The following is a 17,415-nucleotide window of genomic DNA, read 5'->3' as shown; positions in this document are numbered from 1 at the left end:
AGTCCGGCGGTCGATCTGCGCGTCTGGGTTCCCGCCTCCACGGGACGGCGGGATCAATCCCGCCGTACGCCGGTGACGCTGAACGGCCTGGGTTCGACCGGCGGAATCGCGCTGTCGTTCAGTTCGCATTGCCAGAAGCCGACGTCGATCCAGCGACCCTGCTTGTAGCCGACCTCGCGATAGACGCCGGCGCGGCGGAAGCCGACCGCCTCGTGGAGCGTGATCGACGCGTCGTTGGGGAGCGCGATGACGCCGATCGCTTGGGTGAACCCCTGCGCGCGCAGCGTGTCGACCAGCGCCTCGTAGAGCAGTCGCCCGACGCCCTGGCCGTGGGTGGCGCCGGCGACGTAGATCGACGTCTCGACGACATAGCGATAGGCGGGGCGGTCGCGGAAGCGCGTGGCATAGGCGTAGGCGAGCACCGCATCGCCCGCGGTGGCGACCAGCCATGGATAATAGCCGTCCGACCCCTCGATCCGGGCGCGCATCGCCGCCGCATCGGGCGCCTCGTTCTCGAAGGAGACGGTGCCCGACAGCACGAACGGCGCGTAGATCGCGGCGATCGCGGCGGCATCCTCGCCGGTCGCGGCGCGGATCGTGATCGGACCGGGCGTCATCACAGCCCCAGCCGCGCGACGACGAGCTGCCACAGGTTGCGATCCTCCGCCCGCGCCGCGATCGGGCCGAGCCCCACGCATTCGAGGCACTGTGCGCGCACCGCCGCGCCGCCCAGCATCCGCTTCGCATCGCCGAGCGCGGAAGCGAACGCCTGCTGACGCTGCCAGGCCAGTCGCGACAAGGCGTCGGGGGCGCCGGCATCGTCGTCATCCTCCTGGCTCGCGATCTGCTGCGCGATCTGCGCCGCGAAGCCGGGCTTCTTCTCCAGCCAGACCGGCTTTGCATCGTCGAGCCTGGCGCGCTTGCCCGCTTCGGCGATCGCCTCGTCGAGTCCGCCGAACCGGTCGACCAGCTTCAGCTGCTGCGCGATGCCGCCGATCCAGACGCGGCCCTGCCCGATCTCGTTGACGCGCGCGATCGGCAGCTTGCGCGACTGCGACACGCGAGTGAGGAACTGGAGGTAGCCGTGCTCGATCCCGGCCTGGACGATCCGGTCGAGCTCGGGGGTGGTGCCGCCGAGGACGTCGGGCTGGCCGGACAGGGGCGTGGTCTTCACGCCGTCGGTCGACAGACCGATCTTCCTGAGCGTGTTCTCGAAGGTCGGGATAATGCCGAAGATGCCGATCGAGCCGGTGATGGTGCCGGGTTCGGCGAAGATCACGTCGGCCGGGGTCGACACCCAATAGCCGCCCGACGCGGCGAGCCCGCCCATCGAGACGACCACGGGGAGCCCGCGCCGCTTCGCCTCCATGATCGCCAGCCGGATCTTCTCCGAGGCCAGCACCGAGCCGCCCGGCGAGTCGACGCGGACGACGAGCGCCTTCAGGTCGTTGTCGGCGAGCCCGTCGTAGAGCAGCTTCGACACGGTATCGCCGGCGGCCTTGCCGGGGCCGGCGTCGCCGTCGACGATTTCACCGGCGACGGTCAGGACGCCGACCTTGCCCTTTTTCGGCAGCGGATTGGCGGCGACATAGGCGTCATAACCGATCGTCCTGAACCAGCCGGCGACCTTCTTGTCGTCGCCGCCCGCCAGCTGCGCGACGCGGCGGCCGAAGGCGACCCGGTCGCCGAGCTTGTCGACGATGCCGGTCGCCACGTTGGCGCGCGAGACGTCGCCCTGCGCCTGGGTGATGAGCTGTGCCGGGTTCGACAGCCACGGCGCCAATTGCGCCTTCGGACGCGCGGTCGCCACCGCCTCGCGCCACTGGTCGAACAGCGCGCCGTAGAGGGCCTGCGACGCCTCGCGCGCCTCGGGACTCTGGTCGGTGCGGGTATAGGGCTCGACCGCCGACTTGAACTTGCCGACGCGGTAGACGTGCGCGTTGATGCCGAGCTTGTCGATCAGCCCCTTGTAGAACAACTGGTTGCCGCCCGGGCCGGCAAACATCGTGCCGCCCAGCGGGTCCATCCAGATCTCGCTGGCGGCCGAGGCCAGGCGGTAGCCGCCGTCGGTATAGGCGGTGGCGAAGGCGAGCACCGGCTTGCCCGCGGCGCGCGCGCGCAGCAGCGCGGCCTGCACCTCGCCCAGCACCGCCGGATAGGCGCCGCCGAACCGGTCGAGGTCGAGGACGATCGCCTTGACGCGGCCGTCCGTGCGCGCGGCGTCGATCGCGCGCAACACGTCGCGGAGGCGATATTGCTTGCCGATCTGCTGCCCGCTGACGATGGCGGTAAGCGGCACTTCCTCGGGCTGTTCGACGATCGGGCCGTCGAACTTCAGGACCAGCGCGCCGTCGCCGATCGCGGCCGGGCGCTGGCGTGCGTTGAGGGCGGCGAAGATCACCGCGAAGAACAGCAGCATCGCGACGAGCACCAGCGCGTCCTTGATCCCGACCAGCAGCTTCCAGGCGCCGCGTACCAGCTTCATCGTTCCTGCCACCTTCATTGCGTGGCGGCGACCGTAGCGCGGCGTGTATGACCGGGGCAATACGCTTTGGGGTTAACGAGCGTCGTGCGGCGGCGCTCGTCATTCCCGCCCTTCCACTGCCTGCAAGGGAGGCGCTCAGGATAAACTTTGGCCGACGGCCAAAGGCGGGAATACAGAACCCCCGCCGTTTCGCCCTATCGCCAGACCTGCGCGTCTGGATCCCCGCCTGCGCGGGGATGACAGTGGAGGGGCGGGGTCGCCATCGCGGTGCCGCTCGGCTAGGGGTTCCACCCATGAACGCTCCCGCCACGCTCGCGCCCTTGACGCAAGGACCGCCGCCGACGTGGAACGCGGAGTTGCGTGCGCTGGCGGCGCTGGCGGGGCCGTTGATCGGGGCGAACCTGCTGCAAATGGCGGTGTTCGCGGTCGACGTGGTGTTCGTCGCGCGGCTGGGCCCGGTCGAGTTCGCGGCCGCGACGCTGGGGGTGTTCTTCTTCCACATCCTGGGCTTCGCGCTGATCGGATTGGTGGGTGCGGCCGAGCCGTTGATCGCCGCCGCGCTGGGGCGGCGGGTCGGCGCGGTGCGGCAGGTGCGGCGGTCGTTCCGGATGGCGATGTGGCTGGCGGTGGCGGGATCGCTGGTGGTGATGGCGGTGCTCAATTGCGCCGCGCCGCTGCTGCGACTGGCGGGGCAGGATCCGGCGGTGGCAGCGCGGGCGGGCGCGTTCTGTCGTATCCTGTCGCTGGCGGTGCCGCCCGCGGTCATGGCGGCGCTGATCCGGCTGACCGCGGCGGCGCTGGGGCGGCCGGGCTGGGCTTTGGTCGTCACCGCGCTGTCGCTGGGGGTCGCGTTGCTCGGCAATTGGTGCCTGGTCTTCGGCAATGCCGGCTTCCCGGCGCTGGGGCTGGAAGGCTCCGCGCTGTCGAGCGTGCTGGTTTCCTGTGCGACGTGCGCGGCTTACGCCGTGATCCTGATGCGCGATCGCAGGCTGAGGCGCTTTCGGCTGTTCGGCAAATGGTGGCGGCCCGAATGGTCGCGGATGCGCGAGATCGCCAGGCTGGGCGCGCCGATCGCGCTCGGCTGGATGGCGGAGGGCGGGCTGTTCGGTGGCGCCGGGCTGCTGATGGGGCTGATCTCGGTTACCGCGATCGACGCGCATGCCGTCGCGCTCAACATCGCCGCGATCGCCTTCCAGATCCCGTTCGGGCTGGCGCAGGCCGGAACGATCCGCGTCGGCTTCGCCTTTGGCGCGGGCGACCGTGCGTGGGTGGCGCGCGCCGGCAATGTCGCGGTCGGGTGCGGCATCGTGGTGATGACGCTGAGCGCGGCGATCTTCTGGGCGGTGCCGCACTGGCTGGTGCGGCTGTACGTCGACCCGGCGCGCGAGGCGGCGGTGGCGGGGATGGCGGTGCAGCTGCTCGGCATCGCGGCGATCTTCCAGCTGGTCGACGGCGCGCAGGCGGTCGCGGCGGGGGTGCTGCGCGGGGTGCAGGACACGCGGGTGCCGATGCTGATCCAGATCTCGGGCTATTGGGGCGCGGGGTTCGGGACGGCGGTACTCCTCGGTTTCGGGCTGCACTACGGGGCGGCGGGGATATGGTGGGGGCTGGCGACGGGGCTGGGCGTCGTTTCGGTCCTGCTGCTGTGGCGGTGGTCGGCGCGCGAGCGGCTTGGCCTGACGCCACGCACGCCCTGACGGCCGGTTCCACAAAATTGTTGCGCCGGGCGTTGACCCCGACGCGGCCGGCCCACATATGCGGGGCGCTGGCACTCGGGAGACCGGAGTGCCAAAGAACTGTCATATTGCCTTCAGAGAGGTACTGAGCAATGAACTTTCGTCCGTTGCACGACCGCGTTCTCGTCCGCCGCGTCGAGGCGGAAGAGAAGACGGCCGGCGGGATCATCATCCCCGACACCGCCAAGGAAAAGCCGCAGGAAGGCGAAGTCGTCGCCGCCGGCGCGGGCGCCAAGAACGACAAGGGCGAGCTCGCCCCGCTGGACGTCAAGGCCGGTGACCGCATCCTGTTCGGCAAGTGGTCGGGCACCGAGGTCAAGGTCAACGGTGAAGACCTGCTCATCATGAAGGAATCGGACATCCTCGGCATCATCGCCTGAGTCCGAACGCCTCAACTTTCCCAACATTCGTCATCTGAAAGGGTAGCCACATGGCAGCCAAGGACGTGAAATTCGGCCGCGACGCGCGCGAGCGCATCCTGCGCGGCGTCGACATCCTCGCCGACGCGGTGAAGGTCACGCTGGGGCCGAAGGGCCGCAACGTCGTGATCGACAAGAGCTTCGGTGCGCCCCGCATCACCAAGGACGGTGTGTCGGTCGCCAAGGAGATCGAGCTCAAGGACAAGTTCGAGAACATGGGCGCGCAGATGGTGCGCGAAGTGGCCTCGAAGACCAACGACATCGCGGGTGACGGCACCACCACCGCCACCGTGCTGGCGCAGGCGATCGTCCGCGAGGGCATGAAGTCGGTCGCGGCCGGCATGAACCCGATGGACCTGAAGCGCGGCATCGACATCGCCGTCGCGAAGGTCGTCGAGGACGTGAAGGGCCGTTCGAAGCCGGTGTCGGGTTCGTCGGAAGTCGCGCAGGTCGGCATCATCTCGGCCAACGGCGACAAGGAAGTCGGCGAGAAGATCGCGGAAGCGATGGAGAAGGTCGGCAAGGAAGGCGTCATCACCGTCGAGGAGGCCAAGGGCCTCGAATTCGAGCTGGACGTCGTCGAGGGCATGCAGTTCGACCGCGGCTATCTGTCGCCGTACTTCATCACCAACCCGGAGAAGATGCAGGTCGAGCTGAACGACCCCTACATCCTGATCCACGAGAAGAAGCTGTCGTCGCTGCAGGCGATGCTGCCGATCCTCGAGGCGGTGGTGCAGTCGGGCCGTCCGCTGCTGATCATCGCCGAGGACATCGAGGGCGAGGCGCTGGCCACGCTCGTCGTCAACAAGCTGCGCGGCGGCCTGAAGGTCGCAGCGGTCAAGGCGCCGGGCTTCGGCGATCGCCGCAAGGCGATGCTGGAAGACATCGCGATCCTGACCAAGGGCGAAGTCGTCAGCGAGGACCTGGGCATCAAGCTCGAGAGCGTTACGCTGGGCATGCTGGGCACCGCCAAGCGCGTGACGATCGACAAGGACAACACCACCATCGTCGACGGCGCGGGTGACGCGGAGTCGATCAAGGGCCGCACCGAGGCGATCCGTCAGCAGATCGAGGTCACGACCTCCGACTACGACCGCGAGAAGCTGCAGGAGCGTCTGGCCAAGCTGGCCGGCGGCGTCGCGGTCATCAAGGTCGGCGGTGCGACCGAGGTCGAGGTGAAGGAGCGCAAGGACCGCGTCGACGACGCGCTGCACGCGACCCGCGCCGCGGTCGAGGAAGGCATCGTCCCGGGCGGCGGCACCGCGCTGCTGTACGCGACGAAGGCGCTGGACGGCGTCACCGGCGAGAACGACGACCAGACGCGCGGCGTCGATATCGTCCGCAAGTCGCTGACCGCGCTGGTGCGCCAGATCGCGCAGAACGCCGGTCACGACGGTGCGGTGGTGTCGGGCAAGCTGCTCGACCAGGCCGATACGTCGTTCGGGTTCAACGCGGCGACCGACCAGTATGAGAACCTGGTCTCGGCCGGCGTGATCGACCCGACCAAGGTGGTGCGCACCGCGCTGCAGAACGCCGCGTCGGTCGCGGGCCTGCTGATCACCACCGAGGCGACCGTCTCGGAACTGCCCGAGGACAAGGCTCCGGCCATGCCCGCCGGCGGTGGCATGGGCGGCATGGGCGGCATGGACTTCTGATGACGGACGGGCGCAGCTTCGGCTGCGCCCGACACGACATCGGAATGGCCGGCGGGTCGGCAGCGCCGATCCCGTCCGACATCGCGGCGCCGGCTATGCCGTCGCCGGTTGCCCGACACGAAGGGCCGGTGGAGCGATCCGCCGGTCCTTTGTTTGCGTCTCCGCCAATGCTATCTCCGCGGCATGAGATACGACCCGCTCTACGAGCCGATCACGGTCGAGCAATTCCTGGCGATCGATTTTCCGAGCGACCGCAAGTACGAGCTGGTCGACGGGATGATCCGCATGATGACCGGCGGGACACCGGCGCATGCGCGGGTAGCGACCAAGATTTTGGTCTTTCTTGGACAACACCTGCGCGGCAGCGGCTGCCGCCCCTACAATTCCGACGTGGGCGTGCGCGTGACGGATACCGATGTTCGCTATCCCGACGTCAGCGTTTACTGCAATCACCCCGCCACACCGGAGCGCGAGCGCGATCGCATCTTCACCGATCCGGTCGTGATCTTCGAGGTGCTGTCCCCGTCGACCACCAGGAACGACGAGGGCGAGAAGCTGGGCCAGTACCGCCACCTGCCGACGCTCGATACGATCGTGTTCGTCGATCCCGATAACGAAACCTGTCGTGTTATCCAGCGGCTCGGCCCGACGTCATGGCGTGACGACCTGTTCGCGCAGCCGCATGACGTCGCGCTTCCCGCAGCGGGGGTCACCATCCCGCACACCGAGATCTTCGCACGCGACTGAAGCGTCGGTCATGCGTTCGGCCCGCATGAACGACCGCAATCGCATTCCCACCGACAGCATCATCTTCGGCTATGGCCCGATGCTCCCGCTCGTCGCCGCCGGGATCGGCGCATGGGTGCTGCCACCCGCATGGGGCGTGCTGGCCGTGCGGCTGGCGATCATCTGGGGCGCGCTGATCCTGTCGTTCATCGGCGGGGTCAGGCGCGGGTTCGGCTTTGCGACGCCCCGCGCGTCGACGCCGGTCGAGATCGTCGCGGCGGTCGGCTACGTCACGATCGCCGGACTGGCGCTGCTGGTGCCGTTCGTCGGCACCGCGCTGGCGCTGCTGGCCGCGGGATATGCGCTGGCGGCGCTACTCGACCGGCGCGCGGCGCTGGCGGGCAATGCGCCCGCGCACTTCGCACGGCTGCGGCCGCCGCAGCTGCTGCTGGGATGCGCGGGACTGGTCGCGTGCTGGGCGTGGGTGATGACGGGGTGAGGGCCGGGCGCGGCATACGCGCATCGGTGCGAGCGTAGGAGTGCCGGTCCGGTGCCGTGATCGGATCCGGAGCGGCGTCGCTACGCTCGCGATGGCGGAGGCGATCCGGCGATGGGCCGACGGCGCGGGCGCGTGTACGTTCCCGCGCAGCCCCGCGCCGTTCGTCATCGCTTCATCGCTTCCAGAAGCAGCTTGACGTCCTGGCTGCGGCCGCGCGGAAGGATGAGTACGTCGTTGCCGCTGGCGACGACGATCAGGTCCTCGACACCGACCATCGCGACACGCACGCCGTCGCTGCGCGCGAGGCAGTTGCTGCTGTCGAGCATGATGACCTCGCCATGGACCACGTTGCCGCGTGCGTCGCCCTCGCTGATCGCGTGGAGCGCATCCCAGCTGCCGACGTCGCTCCACCCCATGGTGACCGGTACGACCGCGACGCGATCGGCCTTTTCCATGACCGCATAGTCGATCGAGTCGGACGGCGAGGCGGCGAATGCCTCGGCATCGGGGTAGACGCGCACGCCCTCGCGCCGCGCCTTTGCGCAGGCGTCGCGCACCGCCGACAGCATGTCGGGGGCGTGGCGTTCGAGCGCGGCGAGGAAGGCGTCGGCGCGGAAGAGGAAGATGCCGCCATTCCAGGCGTGGTCGCCCGCGGCGATCATCGCCTCGGCCACGTCGCGCTTGGGCTTCTCGACGAAGCGGGCGACGCGGTGGACGCCCGCGGCGATCTCCTCGCCGATCTTAATGTAGCCGTAGCCCGTCTCCGGCGCGTCCGGGGTGATCCCGAAGGTGACCAGCCAGCCCTGTTCGACGAGCGGCAGCGCGGCGTGGATCGCGGCGTGGAAGGCGTCGCGATCGGCGATCACGTGGTCAGACGGCATGACCAGCATCGCCTGGTCGTCCCCGGCGCTGAGCGCCGCGAGCGCGATCGCGGGCGCGGTGTTGCGGCCGGCGGGTTCGAGGATCAGCGCACTGGGCGTGGCGCCGATCGCGCCGAGTTGCTCCTCGACCTGGTCGGCGTGCGCGGCATTGGCGACGACGATCGGGGCGGCAAAGGCATCGCCGTGCGCCCGCGCCGCGGTCAGCTGCAGCATTGTCTCCTTCGCGGTCAGCGACAGCATCTGCTTGGGCTTTTCCGGCCGCGACATCGGCCACAAGCGGGTCCCCGACCCGCCAGAAAGGATCACCGGCACGATTTCCGTCAATTGAAGCTCCTGTTCCCCCACGGAGGCGTAACGAACCCCCTAGCGCCTGAACCCGTCGCCCCGCGCAAGGTTTCCTTTATGCACGATATTGCGTTGCGGCAACGTGACATGCGGGTTAGCCGACGCGGCGATGGACGACCCGTTGACCCGTATCGCCGCCGCGCTGGAGCGGCTCGCGCCGCCGCCGCCGGCGGGTGCCGATCCGCTCGCGCATCCGGCCTATGTCTGGCGCGACGCGGCGATGGTCGCGGCGCGCGATTTCCGGCCGCTGCCGCTTGCGCTGCTGCACGGCATCGAGGCGCAGAAGGCGGCGCTGTTCACCAATCTGGCACGGCTGGCGGCGGGGCAGGCGGCGCAGGACGCGCTGCTGTGGGGCGCGCGGGGTACGGGCAAGTCGGCGCTGGTCAAGGCGGCGGTGGGCGCGGTGCAGGCGGGCGGCGGCGCGCTGGCGCTGATCGAGGTGGCGGCGGACCGGCTCGACTCACTGCCTCGGCTGTTCGATGCGGTGGCGCGGCAGCCGCGCGCCTATGCGATCTTCCTCGACGATCTCGGTTTCGACGCGGCGGCGGATGCGCGGGTGCTGCGGTCGTTGCTGGAGGGCGGGGCGGAAGCGCGGCCGGTAAACGCCCGCCTGATCGTCACCTCCAACCGCCGCCACCTGGTGACGCGCGACATCAAGGAACAGGACAGCGCGATCAACCCGCGCGATTCGATCGACGACCAGATGGCGCTGTCGGATCGCTTCGGATTGAGCCTGGGCTTCCATGTCGTCGATCAGGACGCCTATCTGGCGATCGTGCGCGGCTATGCCGAGCGTTATGCGCTGTCGTTCGATGCGGCGGATGCGGTGCAATGGGCGACCCGGCGCGGCAGCCGGTCGGGGCGCGTGGCGTGGCACTATGTGGTCGAACTGGCGGGGCGCGCGGGCAAGGCGCTGGAGGAGACTGTTCCGGAAGTGGATGGAGATCCGATCCGTTCGCGCTGACCGTGTCGAAGCGTGTGCCCGGTTGCGCGTGATCCGACCGCGCAGTTTCCGTGGCACGCTCTCCGACCCGCCCCTTATTACATCGCCGCGAGGCGGGCCTGCAGGCGGTGGACGGCGTTTCCGTCGCCCGCGTCGAGGCGGAAGCGCGCGACTTCGCGCGACAGCGTCTCGGCCTCGGCGGCGAGCGAGCGGGCGGCGGCGGTGGCCTGTTCGACCATCGCGGCGTTGCGCTGCGTCACGTTGTCCATCTCCGACACCGCGGTATTGACCTGCCCGAGGCCGATCGACTGATGGCTGGCGGAGGCGGCGATGCGCGAGACGAGCTCGCTGATCTCGCCGATGCGGCCGATGATCCGCTCCAGCGCGCGACCGGCCTCGTTGACCAGCTCGACGCCGGCGCCGACCTGTTCCGAGGAGGCGAGGATGCGCGTCTTCACGTCCTTGGCGGCGTCCGCCGAGCGCTGCGCCAGCGCGCGGACCTCGGAGGCGACGACCGCGAAACCCTTGCCCGCCTCGCCGGCGCGGGCCGCCTCGACCCCGGCGTTGAGCGCGAGCAGGTTGGTCTGGAACGAGATGCCGTCGATGACGGTGATGATCTCGCTGATCTCCGCGGAGGACCGCTCGATTCCGCCCATCGCCTCCACCGCGCGGCGGACGATCTGACCCGATTCCTGCGCCTCGGTGCGCGCCTCGCCGACGATGCGGTTCGCCTGCGTCGCGCCCTCGGCGGTCTGGCGGACGGTGGTGTTGATCTCGTCCATCGCCGCAGCGGTTTCCTCCAGCGAGGCGGCCTGCTGCTCGGTGCGCTGCGACAGGTCGTCGGACGCCGAGCGGATGTCGCCGGAGCCGGTGCGGATCTGCTGGCTGGAGCGGGTGACGATGCCGAGCGTGGTCGCCATTTGCGTGCGCATCGCCTCGAAACTGTCCGCCAGCGCCTGATATTCGGACGGCAGGCCGTCGAGCGTGGCGGTGAGGTCGCCCTGCGCCATGCGCTCGAACACCTGGCCGCAACGTTCGATCACCGCGCGGCGACCGGCCTGTTCGGCGGCGAAATAGGCATCCAGCGCGATGTCCATATCGATCAGCGACGCCTTGACCAGCGCAGTCGCGGCGCGCGCGCGGCGGCGGGCACCGAACGGCAGGAGCAGGCGGCCGAGCATGACCCGGGGCAGGACATGCTCCAGCATCCGCGCATAGCCGCTGATGTACCAGGTCGGCGCGAGGCCGATGCGCGCGTGGATCTGGCCGATGTTGGAGGCGGCGGCGGCATAGCTGCGGTCGATCGGACCGGAGAACAGCTTGCGCCAATGTTCGAGCTGCTTGTCGCGGGCGTGGTCCATCCGCGCCTGCGACTGGAACAGTCCGCGGATCGCGGGCGTGGCGGCGATGTGGCGGTACAGCGCGACGAGCGCGGCCGGCGCGTGCCGTTCGATCGCGCGCCTGACGGCCGGAAAGCCGCCATAGCTGTCGCCGTTATAGCCGAACGCGGCCAGTCGCTGGTCGAAGTCGATGGGTTCCGATCCGCTCATTGCACACCCTCCATGGGCAAGGGCGGTAAGCGGAAACAGTTAACCCGGGGTTGCGGATAATATGGATCAACTAGATTTCTCAACGACTTCGGCAAGTTCGAGCCAGCGCATCTCGGCGGCGTCCTTTTCCTCGCGCAGCGCTGCGATGCCGCGGCCGAGCCGGTCGAAGGCCGCGGCATCGCGGGCGTAGAGGCCCGGGTCGGCCATCGCGGCCTCGTCGGCGGCGATCCGCGCATCCAGCTCCTCGATCCGCTTGGGCAGCAGGTCGTAGTCGCGCTGATCCTTGTAGCTGAGCTTGACGCGCGTCGGCGCGGGGGGCGGCGGCGCGGCGGCGCCCCTGGATGCCGGTTTCCTGGCAGGTTCGACGCGTGGGCGGCGCTTGCGCTCCCAATCCTCGTATCCGCCCGCGACGACATCGACCTGCCCGCTGCCGTCGAGGCCGAGCGTCACGGTGACGGTGCGATCGAGGAAGTCGCGGTCGTGGCTGACGATCAGGACGGTGCCGCCGTAATCGGCGATCACCTCCTGCAACAGGTCGAGCGTCTCGAGGTCGAGGTCGTTGGTCGGCTCGTCGAGGATCAGCAGGTTCGACTCGCGGCCGAACTCGCGCGCAAGCAGCAGGCGCGAGCGCTCGCCGCCCGACAGCGTGCCGACCTTCGCCTCGGTCAGCGACGGATCGAACAGGAACTCCTTGAGATAGCCGTGGATGTGCTTGCGCGTGCCGAGCACGTCGATCCACTCTCCGCCGTCGGCGAGGACGTCGCGCACCGTCTTTTGCGGCGCCATCAGGCTGCGCTGCTGGTCGATGACGATGCCGTCGAGCGTCCTGGCGCGGCGGACGGTGCCGCTGTCGGGCGCGATCTCGCCGGTCAGCAGCTTGAGCAGCGTGGTCTTGCCCGCGCCGTTGCGCCCGACGATGCCGATCCGGTCGCCGCGCGCGACGCGCAGGGACAAGTCGCGGATGATCGGGCGCTCGCCGTAGCTCTTGCTGACATGCTCGACGTCGATCACGACCTTGGTCTTCACGTCGTCGCTGGCGACCTGGAGCGCGGCGGCGCCCTGCGGGCCGATCATCGCGGCGCGCTCGGCGCGCATCTCCTTCAGCTTGGCGAGGCGGCCCTGGTTGCGGCGACGGCGGCCGGTGACGCCGCGCTGGAGCCAATGCTCCTCGATCTTCAGCTTGGCGTCGAGGCGCTGCGCGTTGCGCTCCTCCTCGGCATAGACCTGTTCGGTCCAGGCGTCGAACCCGCCGAAGCCGACCTCGGCACGGCGCAGTTCGCCGCGGTCGAGCCACAGCGTCTGCTTCGTCAGTCGGGTGAGAAAGGTGCGGTCGTGGCTGATGACCACGAACGCGCCGGTGAAGCGCTTCAGCCAGTCCTCCAGCCATTCGATCGCGGCGATGTCGAGATGGTTGGTCGGCTCGTCGAGCAGCAGCACGTCGGGCTCCATCGCCAGCGCGCGGACGATCGCGGCGCGGCGGCGCTCGCCGCCCGATGCCGAGGCGGCCTCGCGCGACAGGTCGATTCCGAGCTGGTCGGCGATCGCATCGGCCTGGTAGCTTTCCGGTGCGCCGTCGCCCGACAGCGCATAGTCGCGCAGCGTCGCGAACCCGCCGACGTCGGGATCCTGCTCAAGCATCACGACGCGGGTGCCGGGGACGATGCTGCGCCGCCCTTCGTCGGCGTCGATCACGCCCGCGATCAGCTTGAGCAGCGTCGACTTGCCCGCGCCGTTGCGGCCGATCAGCGCGAGGCGATCGCGCTCACCGACGAACAGGTCGAGGTGGCGGAACAGCCACCCGGAGCCCTGAACGAGCCCGAGGTCTTCATACGACAATATAGGTGCGGCCATGGCGTGCGACCTAGGGAACCTGACCGGAGGGGGCAAGTTGCGCTGTCGACCGACATGCGCTTCTCCCTCATTCACAGGCTGTTCAAGCCGTCGCCGCTATGCCAGCAATCGTGAGAATGCTTGCCTACCTTCTCCTTTGCGGATTGGCCGCGCCCGCGATCGCGCAGCCGTTGCCGGATCAGGTGCGCGACGGGGCCGTGGCGCTGCAGGCGCGGCGGCAGGGACGGCTGCTCCCGCTGCCCGAGATCGAGCGGCGGGTGGTGCCGACGATGCGCAACGCGCAATATATCGGCTTCGACCTGGAGATGCCGAGCGGCATCTACACGCTGAAGTTCCTGCGCGACGGCGCGGTAATCTGGGTCGATGTCGACGGGCGCACCGGGCAGGTGCTGGGGCGCACCGGTCGCTGACGCAGGCACCGGGTACGTTCAGCACCGCGACAGACGCGTTTCCATAACCGTGGTTGTTCGTGCTAGCGCGCAGGCTGGCCATTCATCTTTTCTTGCAGGGAGCCCCACCACCGATGCGCGTGCTGATCGTCGAGGACGAGCCCAACCTGGGGCAGCAGCTGAAATCCACGCTGGAAGGCGCGGGTTATGCGATCGACCTGGCCACCGACGGCGAGGAGGGGCATTTCCTCGGCTCGACCGAGAATTACGATGCGATCGTGCTCGACCTGGGGTTCCCCGAGATCGACGGGCTGACCGTGCTCGACCGCTGGCGCAAGGAGGGCAAGGTGACCCCGGTGCTGGTGCTGACCGCGCGCGACAGCTGGTCCGACAAGGTCGCCGGGCTGGACGCGGGCGCCGACGACTATGTCGCCAAGCCGTTCCAGACCGAGGAACTGATCGCCCGCCTGCGCGCGCTGATCCGCCGCGCGTCGGGCAATGCCTCCTCGGAGCTTATCGCGGGCGACGTGCGGCTCGACACCCGTTCGGGCAAGGTGACGCGCGCCGGCGAGCCGGTGAAGCTGACCGCGCAGGAGTACAAGCTGCTCAGCTACCTGCTGCACCACAAGGGCAAGGTGGTGAGCCGCACCGAGTTGATCGAGCACATCTACGACCAGGATTTCGATCGCGATTCGAACACGATCGAGGTGTTCGTCACGCGCATCCGCAAGAAGCTGGGGCAGGATGTGATCACCACGATCCGCGGCCTGGGCTACAGCCTGGAAGACCCGGACGCCTGACGTCGTGAGCGACGTGGCCGTGCCGCAGGAGCCGCGCGCGCGCGGGTCGATCTCGCGGCGGATGATCCTGATCGCGGCGGCGTGGATCTCCGCGCTGCTGCTCGGCGGCGGATATGCGCTGGACCGCGTGCTGGTGGGCGCGGTGACCAGCAACGCCGACGACCAGCTCGAATATGTGCTGCGCTCGCTGCTCGTCTCGGCCGAGATCGATCCGATCGGCGAGGTGCGCTTCAACCGGCAGCCCGCCGACCAGCGCTTCATCGAGCCCTATTCGGGCCTGTACTGGCAGGTATCGTCGCCGGGCAAGGAGACGTTCCCGTCGCGCTCGCTGTGGGATCGCGAGCTGGCGTTCGGCGCGCCGCATAGCGACCGGCAGGTCCATACCTACGACAGCAACCAGTTTCCGGACGAGAAGCTGCGGATCGTCGAGCGCGACGTGACGCTGCCGGGGTCGAACGTTCGCTGGCGGTTCCAGGTGGCGAGCAGCCGCGAGGCGCTGGACGCGCAGATCGCGGTGCTGCGCCGGACATTGGTGCGCAGCTTCCTGTTGCTCGGGCTGGGGCTGGTGATCCTGGCGGCGCTCCAGACGTTCTATGGATTGCTGCCGCTGCGTCGCCTGCGGCTGGAAATCGCCAGGATGCGCGCCGGCCGGTCGAACCGGATCGCGGGGAACATGCCGCTCGAACTGCTGCCGATGGTCGAGGAGCTGAATGCGCTGGTCGCGCACAACGAGACGCAGGCGGAGGAAGCGCGGCGCCATGCGGGCAATCTGGCGCACGCGCTGAAGACCCCGCTGACCGTCATCATGAACGCCGCGACCGCGCAGTCCGACGACCTCGCCGACACCGTGATCCGCGAGGCGCGAACGATGCGACGGCAGGTCGACCATCATCTCGCGCGCGCGCGGGCGGTCGGGCGGCGCGGGTCGGCGCACAGCCGCGCCGACGTGTGGCCGAGCGTCGAATCGGTCGAACGCGCGGTGCAGCGGCTTTACCCGCACGTCCGCATCGACATGAGTGGGCCCAAGGACTTGGTCGCGCATATCGAGCGGCAGGACCTGGACGAGATCATGGGCAATCTGGTCGAGAATGCCGCCAAATACGGCGGCGGCAGCGTGTTCGTGACGGTCGGGGCGCAGGCGGGGTTCGTCGAGGTCCTGGTCGAGGACGACGGCATGGGAATTCCGGAGGCGGACCGGATTCGCATCTTCGATCGCGGGGTGCGGCTGGACACCGGCAAGCCGGGGACCGGGCTGGGGCTGGCGATCGTGCGGGACGTGGCGGAGATCTACGACGGCACGGTGGCGCTTGAGGAGAGCGAGGATCTCGGCGGACTGCTGGTGCGGTTGCGGTTACCGATGGCGGGGTGAGGGGCTGGCTGTGCGCTCGTCACCGACGTGACGAAGAGCGATGGGGAATGAGAACGCCGCGGCCATCTTCATCGTCATCCCCGCGGAGGCGGGGATCCAGAACCCATGACGTCAGCGCATCCATCGACACCTGCGCATCTGGATTCCCGCCTTCGCGGGAACGACGTAAGGTCGATCAGGCGTAGCGTGCCGCCGTCTCGCGGATCAGCGCGATCATGTTCGGGATGCCCTGCGTCCGGTTGGAGCTGAGCTGCGCCTTCAGGTCGAACGGGGCGAGTTCGCCTTCGATATCGGTCGCTAGGATCTCCGACGCGGTGCGATCCTGCACGGTCAGGAGGACCAGCGCGATGATGCCCTTGGTGATGTGCGCGTTGCTGTCGGCGAGGAAGTGGAGCCGCCCGTCGCCACGCACCGCCGGGTATACCCAGACCGAGGCGGAGCAGCCGCGGACCAATGTCGCGTCGGTCTTGAGCGCCGCGGGCATCGGCTCCAGCGCGCGGCCGAGATCGACGAGCAGGCGGTAGCGGTCGTCGCCTTCGAGGAAGCCATATTCCTCGCGGACGTCATCGAGCGTGGCAGCGGCGTCGGTCATGCCGCGGGCGCTACCGCCCCCGCGCGCTGCCCGCAACCGTTCACAGATCGACGCCGGCCGCGATCGCCTCCAGCTTGCGGATGCGCTCCTTCAGGTCGGCGATCTCGATCCGCGCGCCGGCGTTCGGGGTGGCGGCGGGCTCGGCGGACAGCCGCATCTCCTGCGTCTTGAGCTGGAGCCATCCGCGCCAGCCGTTCAGCGCGGCGAAGGTGAGCATCGCAAGCCCGGCGAGCGAGGCGGCGACGAGGGTGAGGGTGGTCTGGGGATCGGACATGGCTGCCTTCTCCTGTGCTGGCGTTGAGGTCAGCGGTCGCGCAACTGCTCGATCTGGCGTTCCAGATCGGCGCGGCCGTGTTGATCGGTGATGACGCGCTCCAGGACCGCGATACGTTCCTTGAGCTGGCGGATCTCGTCGGTCGACCGTTGCGGCTGGTCGAGTGGCGGCTGCTCGGATTGCATCGCCATCGCACGCCACTTCTCGCGGCTGACACGGCCGATGGTGACGATCATCACGATCATGACCACCATCACTGCTACGGACCACGGCACGTTACTTCCTCCCTCTTCGTCGTTGTTCAGTTCAGCGGGTGCTTGTCGGGCACCATGCGCAGCGCCTCGATCTCGTCCGCCAGTGCCACGCCCTTGTCCGTGACGATGCGTTCCAGCACGCGGACCCGTTGTTCGAGCCGCTCGGAATGGGCGGCATATTGGGCCGCCTTTTCGGCGGTGGCTTCGGTCAACACCTCGGCCATGCGTTCCTTATGCTTCAGCCAGCGCCGAAACATCTCCGCACTGACGCCGAAGATGACCGGCAAGCCGACCACGATCATGAAAAAGCACAGAACGAACACAAACTTGTCGGGCATGGTCGTTACTCCTACTTACCGGTCGCGCAGCGCCTCGATCTCGCGCGCGGTGCGCTCGGCGGGATCGGTGGCAATCCGTTCCAGCACCGCGATCCGCTCCTCCAGTCGACCGACCTGACCCGCCAGCCGCTCGTTCTCGCTGGTCAGCAATTGCAGGTGGCGTTCCGCCTTCGGGTCGCTGCGGTCGATGTTGCGGCCCCAGTCGTCGCTGATCGAGTACCCGTGTTTCGCACGGATGAAGTTGTTGACGACCCAGGCGGTCATGCTGATCGCGATGATCGCGAGGACGAACCACGGTCCGTCCATTGG

The 17,415-nt window shown here is 68.8% G+C and carries 19 protein-coding genes; 9 read left to right on the top strand and 10 right to left on the bottom strand.

What is annotated here, in order from left to right:
- Window positions 1-53: 53 nt before the first annotated feature.
- A complete protein-coding gene (locus J2Y58_RS05715; RefSeq protein WP_310099982.1) occupies window positions 54-617 on the bottom strand; it encodes an arsinothricin resistance N-acetyltransferase ArsN1 family B in 564 nt (187 codons plus the stop codon).
- A complete protein-coding gene (gene sppA / locus J2Y58_RS05710) occupies window positions 617-2,485 on the bottom strand; it encodes a signal peptide peptidase SppA (protein WP_310099978.1) in 1,869 nt (622 codons plus the stop codon). The genes J2Y58_RS05715 and sppA overlap by 1 nt, the downstream gene beginning before the upstream one ends.
- 293 nt (window positions 2,486-2,778) lie before the next feature.
- Here sppA and J2Y58_RS05705 point away from each other — a divergent pair, with 293 nt between their 5' ends.
- From J2Y58_RS05705 to J2Y58_RS05685, 5 genes are all read left to right on the top strand, one after another.
- Complete coding sequence (locus J2Y58_RS05705) at window positions 2,779-4,182, top strand: MATE family efflux transporter (protein ID WP_310099975.1); 1,404 nt, start codon at window positions 2,779-2,781, stop codon at window positions 4,180-4,182.
- A gap of 131 nt (window positions 4,183-4,313) precedes the next feature.
- Entirely contained in the window at window positions 4,314-4,601 is a 288-nt protein-coding gene (groES, locus tag J2Y58_RS05700; RefSeq protein WP_058756310.1) for a co-chaperone GroES, read from the top strand.
- A gap of 50 nt (window positions 4,602-4,651) precedes the next feature.
- A complete protein-coding gene (gene groL, locus J2Y58_RS05695; RefSeq protein ID WP_310099971.1) occupies window positions 4,652-6,295 on the top strand; it encodes a chaperonin GroEL in 1,644 nt (547 codons plus the stop codon).
- A 183-nt stretch (window positions 6,296-6,478) separates the two neighbouring features.
- Window positions 6,479-7,042: a Uma2 family endonuclease gene (locus J2Y58_RS05690; protein WP_310099967.1), complete on the top strand. Its 564-nt coding sequence runs from the start codon at window positions 6,479-6,481 to the stop codon at window positions 7,040-7,042.
- Between the two features lie 10 nt (window positions 7,043-7,052).
- A complete protein-coding gene (locus tag J2Y58_RS05685; RefSeq protein WP_310099964.1) occupies window positions 7,053-7,520 on the top strand; it encodes a DUF3429 domain-containing protein in 468 nt (155 codons plus the stop codon).
- A 164-nt stretch (window positions 7,521-7,684) separates the two neighbouring features.
- Here the strand turns inward: J2Y58_RS05685 and J2Y58_RS05680 are convergent, their stop codons facing one another.
- A complete protein-coding gene (locus J2Y58_RS05680; protein ID WP_310099961.1) occupies window positions 7,685-8,725 on the bottom strand; it encodes a mannose-1-phosphate guanylyltransferase/mannose-6-phosphate isomerase in 1,041 nt (346 codons plus the stop codon).
- Between the two features lie 130 nt (window positions 8,726-8,855).
- Here J2Y58_RS05680 and J2Y58_RS05675 point away from each other — a divergent pair, with 130 nt between their 5' ends.
- Entirely contained in the window at window positions 8,856-9,710 is an 855-nt protein-coding gene (locus J2Y58_RS05675) for an ATP-binding protein (RefSeq protein WP_310099958.1), read from the top strand.
- A 77-nt stretch (window positions 9,711-9,787) separates the two neighbouring features.
- On the opposite strand, the gene J2Y58_RS05670 is transcribed toward J2Y58_RS05675, so the two are convergent.
- Together J2Y58_RS05670 and J2Y58_RS05665 are read right to left on the bottom strand one after the other, a co-directional pair.
- Window positions 9,788-11,239 (bottom strand): methyl-accepting chemotaxis protein, encoded by a 1,452-nt coding sequence (locus J2Y58_RS05670; protein ID WP_310099955.1) that lies wholly within the window; start codon window positions 11,237-11,239, stop codon window positions 9,788-9,790.
- A gap of 66 nt (window positions 11,240-11,305) precedes the next feature.
- The gene (locus J2Y58_RS05665; protein ID WP_310099952.1) at window positions 11,306-13,090 is read right to left on the bottom strand and encodes an ATP-binding cassette domain-containing protein; all 1,785 of its coding nucleotides are present in this window, start codon (window positions 13,088-13,090) and stop codon (window positions 11,306-11,308) included.
- 116 nt (window positions 13,091-13,206) lie between these two features.
- On the opposite strand from J2Y58_RS05665, the gene J2Y58_RS05660 reads away from it, so the two are divergent.
- The 3 genes from J2Y58_RS05660 to J2Y58_RS05650 all read left to right on the top strand — a co-directional run bounded on the left by J2Y58_RS05660 (window position 13,207) and on the right by J2Y58_RS05650 (window position 15,648).
- Window positions 13,207-13,500 carry a hypothetical protein gene (locus J2Y58_RS05660; RefSeq protein WP_310099949.1) on the top strand — a complete coding sequence of 98 codons (294 nt, stop codon included), beginning with the start codon at window positions 13,207-13,209 and terminating at the stop codon, window positions 13,498-13,500.
- Between the two features lie 113 nt (window positions 13,501-13,613).
- Entirely contained in the window at window positions 13,614-14,279 is a 666-nt protein-coding gene (locus J2Y58_RS05655) for a response regulator transcription factor (RefSeq protein WP_310099946.1), read from the top strand.
- 61 nt (window positions 14,280-14,340) lie between these two features.
- Window positions 14,341-15,648 carry a HAMP domain-containing sensor histidine kinase gene (locus J2Y58_RS05650; protein ID WP_310100632.1) on the top strand — a complete coding sequence of 436 codons (1,308 nt, stop codon included), beginning with the start codon at window positions 14,341-14,343 and terminating at the stop codon, window positions 15,646-15,648.
- A 175-nt stretch (window positions 15,649-15,823) separates the two neighbouring features.
- On the opposite strand, the gene J2Y58_RS05645 is transcribed toward J2Y58_RS05650, so the two are convergent.
- From J2Y58_RS05645 to J2Y58_RS05625, 5 genes are all read right to left on the bottom strand, one after another.
- Window positions 15,824-16,240, bottom strand: coding sequence for a SufE family protein (locus J2Y58_RS05645; RefSeq protein ID WP_310099943.1), 417 nt, complete (start codon window positions 16,238-16,240; stop codon window positions 15,824-15,826).
- Window positions 16,241-16,280: 40 nt separating this feature from the next.
- Window positions 16,281-16,514, bottom strand: coding sequence for a hypothetical protein (locus tag J2Y58_RS05640; RefSeq protein ID WP_310099940.1), 234 nt, complete (start codon window positions 16,512-16,514; stop codon window positions 16,281-16,283).
- Between the two features lie 29 nt (window positions 16,515-16,543).
- Complete coding sequence (locus J2Y58_RS05635; RefSeq protein ID WP_310099937.1) at window positions 16,544-16,759, bottom strand: hypothetical protein; 216 nt, start codon at window positions 16,757-16,759, stop codon at window positions 16,544-16,546.
- Between the two features lie 56 nt (window positions 16,760-16,815).
- Window positions 16,816-17,025 carry a hypothetical protein gene (locus tag J2Y58_RS05630; RefSeq protein WP_310100629.1) on the bottom strand — a complete coding sequence of 70 codons (210 nt, stop codon included), beginning with the start codon at window positions 17,023-17,025 and terminating at the stop codon, window positions 16,816-16,818.
- A 96-nt stretch (window positions 17,026-17,121) separates the two neighbouring features.
- Window positions 17,122-17,412, bottom strand: a complete 291-nt coding sequence (locus J2Y58_RS05625) for a hypothetical protein (protein WP_310099934.1) — start codon at window positions 17,410-17,412, stop codon at window positions 17,122-17,124.
- Window positions 17,413-17,415: the final 3 nt, after the last annotated feature.

Source organism: Sphingomonas sp. BE138, from assembly GCF_031456125.1.
Classification (GTDB): domain Bacteria; phylum Pseudomonadota; class Alphaproteobacteria; order Sphingomonadales; family Sphingomonadaceae; genus Sphingomonas.
The sequence above is the reverse complement of the archived record's forward strand: the minus strand, read 5'-3'. Positions and strand labels throughout refer to the sequence as shown.

Excerpts from the sequence above, each read along its gene's own strand:
- J2Y58_RS05690 (WP_310099967.1), top strand. The coding sequence starts at position 6,479 with ATGAGATACGACCCGCTCTACGAGCCGATCACGGTCGAGCAATTCCTG.
- J2Y58_RS05650 (WP_310100632.1), top strand. The coding sequence starts at position 14,341 with ATGATCCTGATCGCGGCGGCGTGGATCTCCGCGCTGCTGCTCGGCGGC.
- J2Y58_RS05670 (WP_310099955.1), bottom strand. The coding sequence starts at position 11,239 with ATGAGCGGATCGGAACCCATCGACTTCGACCAGCGACTGGCCGCGTTC.
- J2Y58_RS05705 (WP_310099975.1), top strand. The coding sequence starts at position 2,779 with ATGAACGCTCCCGCCACGCTCGCGCCCTTGACGCAAGGACCGCCGCCG.
- J2Y58_RS05655 (WP_310099946.1), top strand. The coding sequence starts at position 13,614 with ATGCGCGTGCTGATCGTCGAGGACGAGCCCAACCTGGGGCAGCAGCTG.
- J2Y58_RS05635 (WP_310099937.1), bottom strand. The coding sequence starts at position 16,759 with ATGATCGTGATGATCGTCACCATCGGCCGTGTCAGCCGCGAGAAGTGG.
- J2Y58_RS05715 (WP_310099982.1), bottom strand. The coding sequence starts at position 617 with ATGACGCCCGGTCCGATCACGATCCGCGCCGCGACCGGCGAGGATGCC.
- J2Y58_RS05630 (WP_310100629.1), bottom strand. The coding sequence starts at position 17,025 with ATGTTTCGGCGCTGGCTGAAGCATAAGGAACGCATGGCCGAGGTGTTG.
- J2Y58_RS05645 (WP_310099943.1), bottom strand. The coding sequence starts at position 16,240 with ATGACCGACGCCGCTGCCACGCTCGATGACGTCCGCGAGGAATATGGC.
- J2Y58_RS05685 (WP_310099964.1), top strand. The coding sequence starts at position 7,053 with ATGCGTTCGGCCCGCATGAACGACCGCAATCGCATTCCCACCGACAGC.
- J2Y58_RS05665 (WP_310099952.1), bottom strand. The coding sequence starts at position 13,090 with ATGGCCGCACCTATATTGTCGTATGAAGACCTCGGGCTCGTTCAGGGC.
- J2Y58_RS05625 (WP_310099934.1), bottom strand. The coding sequence starts at position 17,412 with ATGGACGGACCGTGGTTCGTCCTCGCGATCATCGCGATCAGCATGACC.
- groES (WP_058756310.1), top strand. The coding sequence starts at position 4,314 with ATGAACTTTCGTCCGTTGCACGACCGCGTTCTCGTCCGCCGCGTCGAG.
- groL (WP_310099971.1), top strand. The coding sequence starts at position 4,652 with ATGGCAGCCAAGGACGTGAAATTCGGCCGCGACGCGCGCGAGCGCATC.
- J2Y58_RS05675 (WP_310099958.1), top strand. The coding sequence starts at position 8,856 with ATGGACGACCCGTTGACCCGTATCGCCGCCGCGCTGGAGCGGCTCGCG.
- sppA (WP_310099978.1), bottom strand. The coding sequence starts at position 2,485 with ATGAAGCTGGTACGCGGCGCCTGGAAGCTGCTGGTCGGGATCAAGGAC.
- J2Y58_RS05640 (WP_310099940.1), bottom strand. The coding sequence starts at position 16,514 with ATGTCCGATCCCCAGACCACCCTCACCCTCGTCGCCGCCTCGCTCGCC.
- J2Y58_RS05660 (WP_310099949.1), top strand. The coding sequence starts at position 13,207 with ATGCTTGCCTACCTTCTCCTTTGCGGATTGGCCGCGCCCGCGATCGCG.